The sequence below is a fragment of the Pseudomonas sp. 1912-s genome (genome assembly GCF_029269205.1).
In the GTDB taxonomy this organism is placed as follows: domain Bacteria; phylum Pseudomonadota; class Gammaproteobacteria; order Pseudomonadales; family Pseudomonadaceae; genus Aquipseudomonas.
In genome coordinates, this window is the sequence record NZ_JARIXR010000008.1 from 212,303 (window position 1) to 228,068 (window position 15,766).

Consider the following 15,766-nt stretch of genomic DNA (forward strand, 5'->3'; position numbering starts at 1 on the left):
GCTCCTCAAATAGAGCGCAAGTATACAGGCCGAAGCTGCCTGGAACAGTCGGCTTTGGTCGGCCATACCGAAACTATCCATTTGCCGGGCGCCCCTCTATGATGCACCCATGACTTTTTAACCTGCGATGACCCATGGCTGACTCTGCTTTCTTCTGCCCCCTGTCCCACGAAGGCGTTCTCGCCGTCCGCGGTTCCGACGCTGCCAAGTTCCTCCAGGGACAACTGACCTGCAACCTCAACTACCTGAGTGACACCCAGGCCAGCCTCGGCGCGCGCTGCACCCAAAAAGGGCGCATGCAGTCGAGCTTCCGCATCCTGCTGCAAGGCGATGGCGTGCTGCTGGCCATGGCCTCCGAGTTGCTGGAGCCGCAACTGGCGGACTTGAAGAAGTACGCGGTGTTCTCCAAATCCAAACTCACCGACGAAAGTGCCGCCTGGGTACGCTTCGGGGTGTCGGATGCTGATCCACTATTGGCCAGCCTGGGCCTTGAGCTGCCCGCCGAGACCGACAGCGTGGCACGCAGCGACGAGTTGATCGCGATTCGCGTATCCCCGGGCCGCGCCGAACTCTGGGCCCCTGCCGCCCAGGCCGACACCCTGCGCAGCCAACTCGCCGCGCAATTGAACGAAGGTGAACTGAATCAATGGCTGCTGGGCCAGATCCGTGCCGGTATCGGCCAGGTCATGCCCCAGACCCGCGAACTGTTCATTCCGCAGATGCTCAACCTGCAAGCCGTCGGCGGCGTCAGCTTCAAGAAAGGCTGCTACACCGGCCAGGAAATCGTCGCGCGCATGCAGTACCTGGGCAAACTCAAGCGTCGCCTGTATCGCCTGAGCCTGAATGCCAGTGAATTGCCAGAGCCTGGCACCCCCCTGTTTTCCCCGTCGCACAACAGCGCCATCGGCGAGGTGGTGATTGCCGCCCGGGCCGGTGAGTCGATTGAACTTCTAGCGGTGCTGCAAGCCGAAGCAGCAGAGAGTGGCGATGTGCATGTGGGTACGCTGGAAGGCCCGGGCCTTCAGCTGCTCGACCTGCCTTACCAGCTGGACCGTGATCGCGAGATCCAGCGCTGATCGTCGTACCTTTTTGCAACACCCTAGAGATCATGAATGAACAAGCTGGCGGAAAGAGTCCAACAGGCTTTGGTTGTGGCCATCGATAATGATGACCTGGTCCTGCCAACGCTACCGGAAGTGGCCCTGAAGATTCGTCAGGCCGCCGAAGACCCGGACATCAGCATCAGCCATCTGAGCAAAGTGATCGGCCGCGACACCGCCCTGTCGGCGCGGCTGATCAAAGTGGTCAACAGCCCGCTGCTGCGCGCCACCCAGGAAGTCACCGACCTGCACACCGCCATCACCCGGCTGGGCACCAACTACAGCAGCAACCTGGCGATCGGCCTGGTGATGGAGCAGATCTTCCACGCCCGCTCCGAAGTGGTCGAACAGAAAATGCGCGATGTGTGGCGGCGCAGCCTGGAAGTGGCCGGCGTCAGCTATGCGCTGTGCCGCAACCACAGCCAGTTGAAGCCTGATCAGGCAGCCTTGGGTGGGCTGGTGCATCAGATTGGCGTATTGCCGATCCTGACCTACGCCGAAGATCACTATGAACTGCTGTCCGATCCGGTCAGCCTCAACCACGTGATTGAAAGCATTCACCCATTGCTGGGCGACAAGCTGTTGCGACGCTGGGACTTCCCGGAAATGCTGGTTAACCTGCCGGCACAGTACATGGACCTGGAGCGCGACTCCGAGCGCCTGGACTATATCGACCTGGTGCAGGTCGCCGTGCTGTATTGCCACCGCAACACCGACCATCCGCTGGCCAGCGTGCCGGTGTCGACACTGCCGGCGATCCAGAAACTGCGGATCGACCCCTACAACGACACCTTGCGTGCCGAGCTGGACGAAGCGCGGTCGATGTTTTACTGATCAACCCGCGATAAAACTGACCCGCACCTTCAACCCCGCCAACTCACCGTCATGCAAGCTGATCTGCGCCAGGTGCGCCCGGCAGATCTCGCCGACAATCGCCAACCCCAAGCCTGAACCCAGGCCCTGCTGGCTGCGCCGATAGAAACGCTCGAACACTCGGTCCCGCTCATCCAGCGGGATGCCCGGGCCATCGTCTTCCACTTCCAGTACCGCCGGCGCCGTGACCCGCAAAATAACGTTGCCGCCCGGCGGCGTGTGGGCCAGGGCGTTGTCCACCAGATTGCTCAGCAATTCGTTCAACAACGTTGGCTCGCCCCGCAACCACACCGGCTCGTCCGCCTCCAGCGCCAGGGCCACGCCCCGCGCATGGGCCAGCGGCGCCATGGCCATGCCCAGCTCGCGAGCCAACTGGCTCAAGTCCAACAGTTGCGCACCGCCTTCGGCAATCGCCCGGGCGCCGTTTTCGATACGGGCCAACGAGAGCAATTGATTGGCCAGGTGCGTCAGGCGATCCGTGCCCTGGGCGGCGGTTTCCAGGGTGGTGCGCCAGGTGGCCGGGTCTTCGGCGCGCAGTCCCAGTTCCAAACGAGCCTTGAGCGCTGCCAACGGTGTGCGCAGTTCATGGGCGGCATCGGCAATAAACTGGGCCTGGCGCTCGAACTGCCCGCGCAGGCGTTCGGTGAAGTGGTTGAGCGCCCGCACCAGAGGGCCCAACTCATGCTGCACTTCCACCAGCGGCAACGGCCGCAGGTCATCCGGCTGACGCTCTTCCACGGCCGTACGCAAGCGCTCCAATGGCCGCAGTGCCGCGCTCACCGCGAAAAACACCAACAACAATGCACCGACGGCCAGCATGCCCAGACGCAGCAAGGTATCGGCCATCAGGCTGCGGGCCATGGCGACTCGTGCCTCGTCGGTTTCGGCCACGCGGATTTCCGCCATGCCGTTCATGTTCGGCTCGGACACCGCCTTGAGCAGGCTAACCACCCGCACGTTCTGGCCCTGATACTTAGCGTTGTAAAAGCGTGCCAGCGCCGGATAGTCATCGGTGCGCGGCGTACCCGGCGGCGGGCCGGGCAGGTTTTCGTAGCCGGAAATCAGCTTCTGGTGAATATCGTTGACCTGGTAGTAAATCCGCCCGGCGCTGTCATAGGCGAACGTATCCAGGGCGACGTAGGGCACATCGGCGCTCAAGGTGCCGTCGCGATGAGACAGGCCCGCAGCAATGGTCCGCGCCGAGGCCAGCAGCGTTCGGTCGTAAGCCGTGTCTGCCGCCTCGCGCCCATTCCAATAAGCGCTCAAGCCACTGGCGATCATCAACACCACCAGCAGCAGCGCCAGGTTCCACAGCAGGCGCCAGCGCAGGCTGCTGGGCTTATGCATCGCGGGCTTCCAGCAGGTACCCCAAGCCACGGAACGTGACGATGGCCACAGGCTGGCCATCGAGTTTCTTGCGCAGGCGGTGCACGTAGATTTCGATGGCGTCGGGGCTGGCCTCTTCATCCAGGCCGAACACTTGGGAGGCCAACTGCTCCTTGCTCATCACCCGGCCGGGACGTGCGATCAGCGCCTCAAGCACCGCCTGCTCGCGGGAGGTCAACGTCAGCAGCTCACCGCCCAGGGTGAAGCGCCGTGTGTCCAGATCGTAAATCAACACGCCACAGGCCTGCTGCCGCTCTCCGCCCAGCACGCTACGGCGCAGCAGGGCCTTGACCCGTGCTTCCAGCTCAGTCAGTTCAAACGGCTTGGCCAGGTAGTCATCCGCGCCGAGGTTGAGGCCATGCACGCGGTCTTTCACATCGCTGCGGGCGGTCAACATCAACACAGGCAGATTTTTCCCACGGGCCCGCAAGCGTGCCAGCACCTCGAAACCGTCCATGCGCGGCAGGCCCACATCAAGGATCGCCACCGCGTATTCCTCGCTGCTCAGGGCCAGGTCCGCCGCCACGCCATCGTGCAGCACATCGACGGTCAAACCCGTGCTCTTGAGCGCCTGGGCGACACTTTCGGCAAGCTGCAAATGGTCTTCGACCAGAAGGACACGCATGGGTTTTTACCTCGTTCGGGAGTGCTCGGCGCCACACTTTGCCGGGGAGTTTACAGGCGCCGCCTGCGCTGTGAAGCCCGAAAACATTGAAAGGCGACTGAAAGGTTAGTGAAAGCTTCGCCCTTTAGCATCCAGCCACGGTGGGTTTCGCCTGCCGAGCTATTTCACCCATAGCGCCCGAAAAACGCCTCGAAGCGTTTTCGCCAAAATAAGAACAATAACGGAGTACACCCACGATGCTGCGCACACAGCCGCCTGCTCGTTCTTCTCGTATCACCCAGACCGCCCTCGCCAGTGCCGCCGCCCTTGCCGGTTTTTCGCCTGCAGGCCAAGCCGCCTTTTTCGAGGACAGCACCGCCACTCTCGAAACCCGCAACATGTACTTCAACCGCGACTTTCGCGACGGTACCAGTGCACAACAATCCAAACGCGACGAGTGGGCCCAGGGCTTTATGCTCAACCTGCAGTCGGGCTACACCGACGGCACCGTCGGCTTTGGCGTGGATGCGCTGGGCATGCTGGGGGTCAAGCTCGACTCCAGCCCCGACCGCACCGGCACCGGCCTGCTGCCGACCCACGATGACGGCCGGGCCGCCAACGAATATTCCAAACTCGGCCTGACCGGCAAAGTGAAAATCTCCGCCACAGAACTGAAAATCGGCGCGCTGATCCCCGAGCTGCCGATCCTCAAGCCCAACGACGGGCGCATCCTGCCGCAGACGTTTGAAGGCGGCCTGTTGAGTTCCAAGGAATTCAAGAACCTGGTGTTCACCGGCGGGCGCCTGAACAAGGCCAAGGACCGCGACGACACCAACTACGAAGACATCGGCCTCAACAACAAGAACAGCCGCTTCCTGAGCGGCGCCACCGGCAAGCATTTCGACTTCGGTGGCGTGGACTACAAGTTCGCCGACAAGATCACCGGCAGCTACCACTTCGCCCAACTCGACGACGTGTACCGCCAGCACTTCCTCGGCCTCGTGGCGTCCCGCCCGATGGGCCCCGGCACCTTCGGCGCCGACCTGCGCCTGGCCGTCAGTGACGACACCGGCGCGGCTCGCGGCGGCAAGATCGACAACACGTCCCTCAACGGCCTCTTCAGCTATGCGCTCAATGGCCATAAGCTCAGCGCCGGCTACCAGCACATGTCGGGCGACAGCGCCTTTCCCTACGTGGATGGCAGCGACCCGTACCTGGTCAACTTCGTGCAGATCAACGACTTTGCCGGCGCCGAAGAGCGTTCCTGGCAGGCGCGCTACGACTACGACTTCGCCAAGCTGGGGATCCCCGGCCTGAGCTTCATGAGCCGTTACCTGTCGGGTGACAACATCAAGCTCAAGAACGGCGAGACCGGCAAGGAGTGGGAACGCAACAGCGAGATCCGCTACGTGGTGCAAAGCGGCACCTTCAAGGATGTGGCCGTGCGCCTGCGTAATGCCACCTACCGCTCCAACTATTCGGCCCGTGATGCGGATGAAGTGCGCCTGCTGGTGAGCTACAGCGTCGCACTGTGGTAACAGCAACCTCATAACAACAATGATGGAGATGAACATGACCCTTTCACTGCGTAAATTTGCCCTGACGGCCAGCTGCATGCTGTTCGCCAGCCAATTGATGGCCGCCGAACCCAAGCGCCCGGAATGCATCGCCCCGGCGTCCCCGGGCGGTGGTTTTGACCTGACCTGCAAACTGGCGCAAAGCGCGCTGGTCAACGAGAAGCTGCTGAGCAAGCCGATGCGCGTGACCTACATGCCCGGCGGCGTGGGCGCAGTGGCTTACAACGCCGTCGTGGCCCAGCGCCCGGCAGATGCCGGCACGCTGGTGGCGTGGTCCAGCGGTTCGCTGTTGAACCTGGCCCAGGGCAAATTTGGCCGCTTCGATGAAAGCGCCGTGCGCTGGCTCGCGGCCGTCGGCACCAGCTACGGTGCCATCGCGGTGAAAAGCGATTCGCCCTACAAAAACCTCGACGATCTGGTCAAGGCCCTGAAGAAAGATCCCGGCAGCGTGGTGATCGGCTCCGGCGGCACCGTCGGCAGCCAGGACTGGATGCAAACCGCCCTGATCGCCAAGGCCGCCGGGATCAACCCGCGCGACCTGCGTTACGTAGCGCTGGAAGGCGGCGGTGAAATCGCCACCGCCCTGCTCGGCGGGCACATCCAGGTGGGCAGTACCGACATCTCCGACTCCATGCCGCACATCCTCAGCGGCGACATGCGCCTGCTGGCGGTGTTCTCCGACGAGCGCCTGGACGAGCCGGAAATGAAGAACATTCCGACCGCCAAGGAACAAGGCTACGACATCGTCTGGCCGGTGGTGCGTGGCTTCTACCTCGGGCCAAAAGTCAGCGACGAAGACTACGCCTGGTGGAAAGACGCCTTCGACAAACTGCTGGCCTCCGACGAGTTCGCCAAGCTGCGTGACCAGCGCGAGCTGTTCCCGTTCGCCATGACCGGCCCGGAGCTGGACACCTACGTGAAGAAACAGGTGGCTGACTACAAAGTGCTGGCCAAAGAGTTCGGCCTGATCCAGTAATCGCCCCTTGTTCGCGCGGCCACGCCCCTGCGCATCGGGGGTGTGGCCCAGGAGTTTTGCATGCTCTTACAACGCATTTTCGCCGCGTTCATGTTGCTGGTCTGCGCCGGCCTGGCGCTGATGGCCTGGCCGTATCAGGCATCGTTTTCCTACGAGCCGGTAGGACCTCGCGCCTACCCGCTGCTGATGCTCGGGCTGATGAGCCTGGGCCTGATCTACATGCTGTTTCGCCCGCAGCCCACCAAGCACACCGAGGAAGAACCGGCGCTGGACCGCGAAACCCTGGTCAAGATCGCGGTCTGCGTCACGCTACTGGTGATTTTCGCCGGCACGTTCGAACCCCTGGGTTTCATCCTCAGCAGCATGCTGATCGGCATTCCCATGGCGCGCCTGTATGGCGGCCGCTGGTTGCCCAGCGTGGTGATCGTGACCTTGATGAGCATCGGTCTTTATCTGTTGTTCGATAAGGCCATGGATGTACCGCTGCCGCTCGGCCTGCTTGAAGTTCTGGAGAACTGATATGGATACGTTCAGCTATTTGGGCCAGGGCTTCGGCGTTGCACTGACCCCTTACAACCTGATCACCGCGCTGTGCGGCACCTTGATCGGCACCGTGGTCGGCCTGTTGCCGGGCCTGGGCCCGATCAACGGCGTGGCGCTGTTGATCCCCATCGCGTTCGCCCTCGGGCTGCCGCCTGAGTCGGCGCTGATCCTGCTGGCCGCCGTGTACCTGGGCTGTGAATACGGCGGGCGTATCAGCTCGATCCTGCTGAACATCCCGGGTGAAGCCTCCACCGTGATGACCACCCTCGACGGTTACCCGATGGCCCGTAAAGGCCTGGCGGGCGTGGCATTGTCGCTGTCGGCGTGGAGTTCGTTCATCGGCGCGTTTATCGCCACCTGCGGCATGGTGCTGTTCGCCCCGCTGCTGGCCAAGTGGGCGATTGCCTTCGGCCCCGCGGAATATTTCGTACTGATGGTGTTCGCCATCGTCTGCCTGGGCGGCATGGCGGGTGATAAACCGCTGAAGACCTTTGTCGCCGCGTTGATCGGTCTGTTTCTGTCAGCGGTGGGTATCGATGCCAACAGCGGCGTGTACCGTTTCACCGGCGATAACATCCACCTGACCGACGGCATTCAATTCGTGGTGTTGGTGTTGGGCCTGTTCTCCATCAGCGAGATCCTGTTGCTGCTGGAAAAAACCCACCGTGGCCAGGAAGCGGTAAAAGCCACCGGACGGATGATGTTCAACCTGAAGGAAGCTTCTGCGGTGTTCGTCGTGAATATTCGCTGCGGCCTGCTGGGTTTCATCATGGGTGTACTGCCGGGCGCGGGTGCAACACTGGCTTCCGCCGTGGCCTACATGACCGAGAAACGCCTGGCCGGTGCCAGCGGTAAATTCGGCCAGGGCGACATGCGCGGCCTGGCCGCTCCGGAAACCGCGATTGGCGCTTCCGCCTGCGGCGCCCTGGTGCCGATGCTGACCCTCGGCGTACCGGGTTCGGGCACCACGGCAGTGATGATCGGCGCCCTGTCGCTGTACAACATCACCCCTGGCCCGCTGCTGTTCCAACAGCAACCGGACATCGTCTGGGGCCTGATCGCCTCGTTGTTTATCGCCAACATCATGCTGGTGATCCTCAACATCCCGATGATCCGCATCTTCACCCGCATCCTCGCCGTGCCGAACTGGGCGCTGGTGCCGGTGATTGCCATCATCACCGCGATCGGTGTGTACGCGGTGCACGCCACCACCTTCGACCTGTTCCTGATGGTGGGCATCGGCATCTTCGGCTACATCCTGCGCAAGCTCGACTTCCCGCTGTCGCCGGTCCTGCTGGGCTTTATCCTGGGCGGCTTGATGGAGCAGAACCTGCGTCGTGCGCTGTCGATTTCCAACGGCGAATTGCAGATCCTCTGGTCCAGCCCGATCACCTTCGGTGTGTGGGTACTGACTGCCTTGATGTTGTTGTTCCCGCTGCTGCGTATCTGGCGCAAGCGTTCCCTGCAGCGTCGTGCCGTGGCCGATGTCTGAGGCCACGTTTAGAAACTGGTGGGCAACACCGCTGGTCGGTCTGCTGGGCGGGTACCTCGCCAGCCAGATCGGCTGGCCACTGCCGTATATGGTCGGCTCGTTGCTGGCGATCATCCTCGTGCGCTGCCTCACACCCTGGCAACTCGCAGAAATTCCCGGCGGCCGCAAATGCGGCCAATGGGTGGTGGGCATCGGTATCGGCCTGCACTTCACCCCGGTGGTGATGGAGCAGGTGATGAGCCACTTCGGCCTGATCTTCTTCGGCGCGCTGGTCACCAGTCTCTCCAGCATTGTGGGGGTGTGGTTGATGCGCCGCAGCGGTGAAGACCGCGCCACGGCGTTTTTCTCCAGCATGCCGGGCGGCTCGGGGGAGATGGTCAACCTCGGCGCACGCAATGGCGCGGTGCTCAGCCGTGTCGCGGCGGGGCAGAGTTTGCGGGTATTGGTGGTGGTGCTGTGTGTGCCGGCGGCGTTCAAGTACTTGCTGGGGGAAGGTGCGCCGCAGTTTCATCCGGCGACGGTGGATTGGACCTGGCTGGCGGTGCTCTTCCCCGTCGGCGCGTTGGTGGCCTGGGGTTGGCAGCGTTTGCGCCAGCCGAACCCGTGGCTGTTCGGGCCGCTGCTGGTGAGTGCTGCCGTGAGTATCACCTGGGACTTGCACATCGGCCTGCCAGACGGTGGCAGCCAGATCGGCCAGTGGCTGATCGGCAGTGGGTTGGGCTGCCACTTCAACCGGCAGTTCTTCCGGCGTGCGCCGTTGTTCATGGGGCGTACGTTGATCGGTACGGCGTTGACCATGTTGATCGCGACGCTGGCCGCCGTGGGCTTGAGTGCCCTGACCCATCTGGATCTGCGTTCATTGACGCTGGGCATGATGCCCGGCGGGATTGCGGAAATGAGCCTGACGGCAGAAACCCTGCAACTGTCGGTACCGTTGGTTACCGCGATGCAGGTGATGCGCCTGTTGTTTGTGTTGTTTCTGGCGGAGCCGTTGTTCCGGCATTGGAACCGTCAGCCAGACAAGGTTTAAAGCCTGTAGTGAGGGGAATTTCCCCTCACTCACCCACTTCTCACACCGGCGGCAATCGCCACTCGATCGGCGTCTCGCCGTTCTGCTCAAGAAACTTGTTGGTGCGGCTGAAGTGCCCGCAGCCAATAAACCCTCTATACGCCGACAACGGTGACGGGTGCACCGACGTCAGCACCAGGTGCTTGGTGGCGTCGATCAGCTTCTGCTTGCCCTGCGCGTGGGCGCCCCACAGCAGGAACACCAGGTGCGGCTGATGCTCGCTCACCAGCTCGATAATCCGATCGGTAAAAAACTGCCAGCCCTTGCCCGCGTGGGCGTTGGCATTCGCGCGCTCCACGGTCATGGTGGTGTTGATCATCAGCACGCCCTGGTCGGCCCAGCTTTGCAGGTAGCCATGGTTGGGGATGTCGATGTTCAGGTCGCGCTTGAGCTCTTTATAGATATTGACCAGCGACGGCGGCGCCGGCACGCCCGGCTGCACCGAGAAGCACAGGCCGTGGGCCTGGCCGGGGCCGTGGTAGGGGTCCTGGCCGAGGATCACCACCTTGACCTTGTCCAAAGGCGTTGAGTTGAGTGCGTTGAAGATCATCGGGCCCGGCGGGTAGATCTCTTTGCCGGCGGCGTGCTCCTGGCGCAGGAATTCCCGCAACTGGGCCATGTACGGCTGGTCGAACTCGTCACGCAGGGCGTGTTTCCAGCTGGGTTCGAGTTTGATACGGTCGTCGGTGGTCATGGTTGTATCCAGAAAAAACAATGGTGCGAACCCTAGGAAAGCCCACCCTGCTTGTCAATTGATCTGACGCAGAACCGGCACTTTCCCACGAAGCGATCATACTGAACCTTCACTTTCTCGATTGAGGTCATGATGAACCTGCACTTCGAAGAGCTGATTGGCACGGGCGGCGCCCGCGTCGGTATCGCCAGCCTGGACGCTGAAAAATCACTCAACGCCCTGTCCCTGCCGATGATCCAGGCCCTGGGCGAACGCCTGGATACCTGGGCCAAAGACCCGCACATCGTCTGCGTGCTGCTGCGCGGCAATGGCCCCAAGGCCTTTTGCGCGGGCGGCGAAGTACGCAGCCTGGCCCAGGCCTGCCGGGAACATCGCGGCGAAGTGCCAGCACTGGCCGCGCAGTTTTTCGCCGCGGAATACCGCCTCGACTACCGCCTGCACACCTACCCCAAACCGTTGATCTGCTGGGGCCACGGCTATGTGCTGGGCGGCGGCATGGGCTTGCTGCAAAGCGCGGCAGTGCGCATCGTCACCCCGAGCAGCCGCCTGGCCATGCCGGAAATCAGCATCGGCCTGTACCCGGATGTGGGAGCCAGCTGGTTTCTGTCGCGCCTGCCCGGCAAGTTGGGGTTGTTCCTCGGTTTGACCGGCGCCCACATGAATGGCCGCGACGCTTTGGACCTGGGCCTGGCCGACCGTTTCCTGCTGGATGAACAACAAGACGAACTGCTCGAAGGCCTGCTGCAACTGAACTGGCAGGAACAGACCGACATGCAGCTCAACAGCCTGCTCAAGGCCCTGGCCCAGGAAGCCACCGGCCAGATGCCCGAAGCCCAGTGGCTGCCGCGCCGTGCGCAGATCGATGAATGGCTGGATGTCGGGGTCGTACGCTGCGCGTGGCGCGCCTTGAGCCAGCTGCGTGACCACGCCGACCCGCTCTTCAACCGCGCAGGCAAAACCCTGAGCGAAGGCTGCCCGCTGACCGCACACCTGGTGTGGGAACAAATCCAGCGGGCGCGGCATTTGTCCCTTGCCCAGGTGTTCCAGATGGAATACACCCTGAGCCTGAACTGCTGCCGCCACCCGGAATTCAGCGAAGGGGTGCGGGCACGGTTGATCGACAAGGACCAACAGCCCCACTGGCATTGGCCGGATATCAGCCTGATCCCCGAGGCGGTGGTGCAGGCGCACTTCCACAAAGTGTGGGAAGGGCGCCATCCGCTGGCGGATTTGTCCGACTACTGAACGCCCCTAGCGGTGCCCGCCTCCACGGCCTCCGCCCTGATTGCCGCCGCCCTGGCCACGGCCACCGCCATTACCCCAGTGGCTGCCCCAACCCTGGTTGGGGTACGGCCGGTAACCGGCTCTCGGCCCGGCTGGGTAGTAGCGAGGTGCGGGCTGGTAATACCGTGGCGAAGGGTAGTAACGCTGCGGTGGCGGGTAGTACCCCTGACGGTAATGGTAGTAAGGGCCGCCGCCGTAGTAATACGCCGGCGCAGGCGCCGTGTAGACCTCGGTACCGTAGTAGGCCTGGCCGCCACCGTAATAGGGCGCGCACGCGGAAAGGGTCAAGCCGAGCAAAGCGATGAGAAGCAGTCGACGATACATGGCGGCCTCCTGGACCGCGGAAGAGCACACCCAGCGACGCTGGGGGGCGGCAAACAGCTTTCACTGCCTGACGAAATATCTGACATCAAAATCGGAATCTGGTGCGATTTCGACATAGATTGATACATCTGTTCGTCGCCTCATTGCAGTGCAACCCCGCACCAGCACAACGCACACTCTGCGCGCCCTGCGCCCTCCTCCTCGCGCCAACCCGCGCCGTTGCTGCGCCGGTGCCACTTGGCACGACTCTCGCTTTACCTCTCCCGTGCAGGAGTCATCACAGGTTCGCGGCACCACAATTTGCAATGGCTGACTAGGGTTCCGGCTCGCTAAGGCGAGTGGCTGGTCCGAGAGTCGGCGACCTCCAGTTGAGGTTACACGGCGGGATAAAAGCCCGGGAGACAAGCCACCGTTTACGGTGCCGCGTTGCTCCTGTCCGCCCTTGATCAACTGGAGAAGCATCCATGCCCTCGATACGTTTACCCGCCCTGCTCGCCGCCGCCTTCGCCGCCGTGGTGAGCCTTTCCGCCCAGGCCGCCCCCAAAGACCATTTCAGCGTGTGCTGGACGATTTATGCCGGCTGGATGCCCTGGGAGTACGCCGGCAGCCAAGGCATCCTCGACAAGTGGGCCAAGAAGTACGGCATCAAGATCGACATGGTGCAGCTCAATGACTACGTCGAATCCATCAACCAGTACACCGCCGGCCAGTTCGACGGCTGCACCATGACCAACATGGACGCCCTGACCATCCCCGCCGCCGGTGGTGTGGACAGCACCGCGCTGGTGGTCAGCGACTTCTCCAACGGCAACGATGGCGTGGTCATCAAGGGCGAAGGCAAGACCGTCGCCGACCTCAAGGGCATGAACGTCAACCTGGTGGAACTCTCCGTGTCCCACTACCTGCTGGCCCGCGCGCTGGAGTCGGCCGACCTCACCGAAAAAGACCTGAAAGTGGTCAACACTTCCGACGCGGATATCGCCGCCGCCTTCAACACCGACCAGGTCAAGGCCGTCACCACCTGGAACCCGATGCTCTCGGAGATCAAGGCCAAGCCCGGCGTCACCGAAGTGTTCGACTCCAGCAAAGTGCCCGGCGAAATCATGGACATGATGGTGGTCAACACCCAGACCCTCAAAGACAACCCCAAGCTGGGCAAGGCACTGACCGGCGCCTGGTTTGAAGTGGTCGCCCTGATGAACGCGAAAAACGCCGCCAGCACCGACGCCCTGGAACACATGGCCAAGGCCTCCGGCACCGACCTCAAGGGCTTCCAGTCCCAACTGGACACCACCAAGCTGTTCGCCACGCCCAAGGAAGCCCTGGCCTTCGCCACCAGCGCGCAGTTGCCCGCCACGATGCGCAAGGTCGCCGAGTTCTCCTTCCAGCATGGCCTGCTGGGTGAAGGCGCCAAAGACACCAGCGCCGTGGGCATGAGCTTCGCCAACGGCGTGACCAGCGGCGACACCGCCAACCTCAAGCTGCATTTCGACCCCAGCTACGTGCAGATGGCCGCCGACGGCACGCTGTAAGAGGACCCGGCCATGCGCCTGATCAACCGTCACCCGGAACGCTCCAGTCGCCTGCTGTTGGTGCTGCTGCCCTTCGCCCTGCTGCTGTTCGCCTACTTCGTGGGCTCGGCCGAGCGCCTGGCAGACAACCCCAACGACAAGCTGCTGCCCAGCGCCGCACAAATGGGCGACGCGGTGAAACGCCTGGCCTTCAGCGCCGACAGCCGCACGGGTGAATACGTGCTGTGGCAAGACAGCGCCTCCAGCCTGCGCCGCCTGGCGATTGGCCTGGGCATCAGCGCCCTCGCCGGCCTGTGCCTGGGCATTGCTGCCGGCACCTTGCCGCTGTTCGGCGCGCCGTTGTCGCCATTGCTCACGGTGCTGTCGATGGTGCCGCCGCTGGCGATCCTGCCGATCCTGTTCATCGTGTTCGGGCTGGGGGAATTGTCGAAAGTGATGTTGATCGTGATCGGCATCACCCCGGCCCTGGCGCGGGACCTGGAGCAGCGCGCACGGGAAATTCCCGTGGAGTTGCTGGTGAAAGCGCAGACCCTCGGCGCCTCGACCTGGACCCTGATGCTGCGGGTGGTGCTGCCGCAGTTGCTGCCGCGCTTGCTGATCTCCCTGCGCTTGATGCTGGGCTCGGCGTGGCTGTTCCTGATTGCAGCCGAAGCCATCGCCTCCACCGACGGTTTGGGCTACCGGATCTTCCTGGTGCGCCGCTACCTGGCGATGGACGTGATCCTGCCCTACGTGGTGTGGATCACCCTGCTCGCCTGGCTGATGGACTGGGGCCTCAAGGCCCTGACCCGGCGCGCGTTCCCCTGGTACGAAGGAGCGCGGGCATGAGTTTTATCAGCGTCAACAATGTGTGGCAGCGCTATGGCGACCAGGTGGTGTTGGAGCGCCTGAACCTGCACGTGGCCGAAGGTGAGTTCTGCACCTTGGTCGGCACTTCCGGTTGCGGCAAATCGACCTTCCTGCGCCTGCTGCTGGGCCAGGAAACCGCCAGCCACGGCGAGATCCTGCTGGACGGTAAACCCCTGGCCGCCGAACCCGACGCCAGCCGTGGCGTGGTGTTCCAGCGCTACTCGGTGTTCCCGCACCTGACGGTGCTGAACAACGTTGCGCTGGGCCTCGAACTGCCGCGCTCACCGCTGCTCGGCCGCCTGTTCGGCAGCGCAAAAAAACAGGCACGGGAACAGGCCGCGGCCCTGCTGCATAAAGTCGGTTTGGGGCACGCCCTGGACAAGTACCCGGCACAGCTCTCCGGCGGCATGCAACAGCGGCTGGCCATCGCCCAGGCGCTGATCATGAAGCCCCGCGTGTTGCTGCTGGACGAACCCTTCGGCGCCCTCGACCCGGGCATTCGCAAAGACATGCACCTGCTCTTGCTGGAGCTGTGGCGCGAAACCAGGCTGACGGTGTTCATGGTCACCCACGACCTGAGCGAAGGCTTCAGCCTCGGCACCCGCTTGCTGGTGTTCGACAAGGTGCGCCTCGACCCGCACGCCCCCGGCGCTTACGGCGCCCGCATTACCTACGACATCCCTTTGAACAGCGAGCGCCGCAAGGCGATCGCCGCCGAACTTGGAGCCACGTCCAAATGAACGACTCAACTCAATTGTTCCCACCCTTCGCCGAGGAAATGCTCCCCGGCGGCGGCCACCGTTCCTTTGTGCTCAAGCGCGGCCAACTGCTGCGCCTCACCGACATTCGGGGCGGCGCCAACGTCAGCCTGACCCTGCTCAATGCCAATGAAAAAACCGAGCGCCTGAACCTGCCCGACAGCCTCAAATGCCAACACACCGCCAAGCTCACCAGCGGCCATTGCCTGTACTCGGACATGGGCCGCGTGCTGGCCGCCATCACCGCCGACACCTGCGGCTGGAGCGATAGCATCGGCGGCGTGTTATGCGCCTCCGAGGTCGCAGAAAAATATGGCAAGGGCCGTTATCAAGAACTGCGCAACGGCTTCTACCGCAACGGCACCGACAACCTGCTGGTGGAATTGGGCAAGTGGGGCCTGGGGCTGTCCGACCTGCTGATGACCCTCAACCTGTTCAGCAAAGTCACGGTGGATAACGCCGGCGGCCTGCACTTTGTGGCCGGCCATTCCAAGGCCGGCGACTACATCGAACTCTACGCACCGATGGACACGCTGGTGGTGCTCACCGCCCTGCAGCATCCCATGGACCCGAACCCCGAATACGCGCCGCAGCCGCTGAAACTCAGCTGGATGAACGCCGACAAAAGCGTCGCCGAACACTGCCGCACCTCGCGCCCGGAAAACGAGCGCGGCTTTATCAACACCGACCGTCTGTTCGCCTGAG

The 15,766-nt window shown here is 63.0% G+C and carries 16 protein-coding genes and 1 riboswitch; of the genes, 12 read left to right on the forward strand and 4 right to left on the reverse strand.

What is annotated here, in order from left to right:
- Positions 1-134: 134 nt before the first annotated feature.
- Together P3C29_RS13160 and P3C29_RS13165 are read left to right on the forward strand one after the other, a co-directional pair.
- Entirely contained in the window at positions 135-1,076 is a 942-nt protein-coding gene (locus P3C29_RS13160; RefSeq protein WP_275964677.1) for a folate-binding protein YgfZ, read from the forward strand.
- 36 nt (positions 1,077-1,112) lie between these two features.
- Positions 1,113-1,934: an HDOD domain-containing protein gene (locus tag P3C29_RS13165; protein WP_010176592.1), complete on the forward strand. Its 822-nt coding sequence runs from the start codon at positions 1,113-1,115 to the stop codon at positions 1,932-1,934.
- On the opposite strand, the gene P3C29_RS13170 is transcribed toward P3C29_RS13165, so the two are convergent.
- Both P3C29_RS13170 and P3C29_RS13175 read right to left on the reverse strand, forming a co-directional pair.
- A complete protein-coding gene (locus P3C29_RS13170; protein WP_010176593.1) occupies positions 1,935-3,320 on the reverse strand; it encodes a sensor histidine kinase in 1,386 nt (461 codons plus the stop codon).
- Positions 3,313-3,984, reverse strand: a complete 672-nt coding sequence (locus P3C29_RS13175; RefSeq protein WP_003212008.1) for a response regulator — start codon at positions 3,982-3,984, stop codon at positions 3,313-3,315. Before P3C29_RS13175 ends, P3C29_RS13170 begins: the two co-directional genes overlap by 8 nt.
- A gap of 236 nt (positions 3,985-4,220) precedes the next feature.
- On the opposite strand from P3C29_RS13175, the gene P3C29_RS13180 reads away from it, so the two are divergent.
- From P3C29_RS13180 to P3C29_RS13200, 5 genes are read left to right on the forward strand one after another with little or no spacing between them, the layout of a single operon-like run.
- Complete coding sequence (locus P3C29_RS13180) at positions 4,221-5,501, forward strand: OprD family porin (protein ID WP_010176594.1); 1,281 nt, start codon at positions 4,221-4,223, stop codon at positions 5,499-5,501.
- 28 nt (positions 5,502-5,529) lie between these two features.
- Complete coding sequence (locus P3C29_RS13185) at positions 5,530-6,516, forward strand: tripartite tricarboxylate transporter substrate binding protein (RefSeq protein WP_169387311.1); 987 nt, start codon at positions 5,530-5,532, stop codon at positions 6,514-6,516.
- Positions 6,517-6,576: 60 nt separating this feature from the next.
- Entirely contained in the window at positions 6,577-7,035 is a 459-nt protein-coding gene (locus tag P3C29_RS13190; RefSeq protein WP_201121478.1) for a tripartite tricarboxylate transporter TctB family protein, read from the forward strand.
- 1 nt (position 7,036) lies between these two features.
- Positions 7,037-8,551 (forward strand): tripartite tricarboxylate transporter permease, encoded by a 1,515-nt coding sequence (locus P3C29_RS13195; RefSeq protein ID WP_003212016.1) that lies wholly within the window; start codon positions 7,037-7,039, stop codon positions 8,549-8,551.
- Positions 8,544-9,581 carry an AbrB family transcriptional regulator gene (locus P3C29_RS13200; RefSeq protein WP_010176597.1) on the forward strand — a complete coding sequence of 346 codons (1,038 nt, stop codon included), beginning with the start codon at positions 8,544-8,546 and terminating at the stop codon, positions 9,579-9,581. The genes P3C29_RS13195 and P3C29_RS13200 overlap by 8 nt, the downstream gene beginning before the upstream one ends.
- Before the next feature lie 40 nt (positions 9,582-9,621).
- On the opposite strand, the gene ung is transcribed toward P3C29_RS13200, so the two are convergent.
- On the reverse strand, positions 9,622-10,314 hold the full coding sequence (gene ung / locus P3C29_RS13205) for a uracil-DNA glycosylase (RefSeq protein ID WP_010176598.1): 693 nt from the start codon (positions 10,312-10,314) through the stop codon (positions 9,622-9,624).
- A gap of 132 nt (positions 10,315-10,446) precedes the next feature.
- On the opposite strand from ung, the gene P3C29_RS13210 reads away from it, so the two are divergent.
- Positions 10,447-11,559, forward strand: coding sequence for an enoyl-CoA hydratase/isomerase family protein (locus tag P3C29_RS13210; protein WP_275964698.1), 1,113 nt, complete (start codon positions 10,447-10,449; stop codon positions 11,557-11,559).
- A 6-nt stretch (positions 11,560-11,565) separates the two neighbouring features.
- On the opposite strand, the gene P3C29_RS13215 is transcribed toward P3C29_RS13210, so the two are convergent.
- Positions 11,566-11,922 (reverse strand): hypothetical protein, encoded by a 357-nt coding sequence (locus P3C29_RS13215; protein WP_201121480.1) that lies wholly within the window; start codon positions 11,920-11,922, stop codon positions 11,566-11,568.
- A 302-nt stretch (positions 11,923-12,224) separates the two neighbouring features.
- Positions 12,225-12,325, forward strand: a riboswitch (guanidine-I (ykkC/yxkD leader).
- A gap of 61 nt (positions 12,326-12,386) precedes the next feature.
- Here P3C29_RS13215 and P3C29_RS13220 point away from each other — a divergent pair.
- Genes P3C29_RS13220 through P3C29_RS13235 form a run of 4 tightly spaced genes read left to right on the forward strand, consistent with a single transcriptional unit; the run spans position 12,387 to position 15,765 of the window.
- Positions 12,387-13,454, forward strand: a complete 1,068-nt coding sequence (locus P3C29_RS13220; RefSeq protein ID WP_010176602.1) for a putative urea ABC transporter substrate-binding protein — start codon at positions 12,387-12,389, stop codon at positions 13,452-13,454.
- A 12-nt stretch (positions 13,455-13,466) separates the two neighbouring features.
- Complete coding sequence (locus tag P3C29_RS13225; RefSeq protein ID WP_010176603.1) at positions 13,467-14,282, forward strand: ABC transporter permease; 816 nt, start codon at positions 13,467-13,469, stop codon at positions 14,280-14,282.
- On the forward strand, positions 14,279-15,043 hold the full coding sequence (locus tag P3C29_RS13230) for an ABC transporter ATP-binding protein (protein WP_010176604.1): 765 nt from the start codon (positions 14,279-14,281) through the stop codon (positions 15,041-15,043). The genes P3C29_RS13225 and P3C29_RS13230 overlap by 4 nt, the downstream gene beginning before the upstream one ends.
- A complete protein-coding gene (locus P3C29_RS13235; RefSeq protein ID WP_275964678.1) occupies positions 15,040-15,765 on the forward strand; it encodes an urea amidolyase associated protein UAAP1 in 726 nt (241 codons plus the stop codon). The genes P3C29_RS13230 and P3C29_RS13235 overlap by 4 nt, the downstream gene beginning before the upstream one ends.
- The last annotated feature ends 1 nt before the right edge of the window (position 15,766 follow it).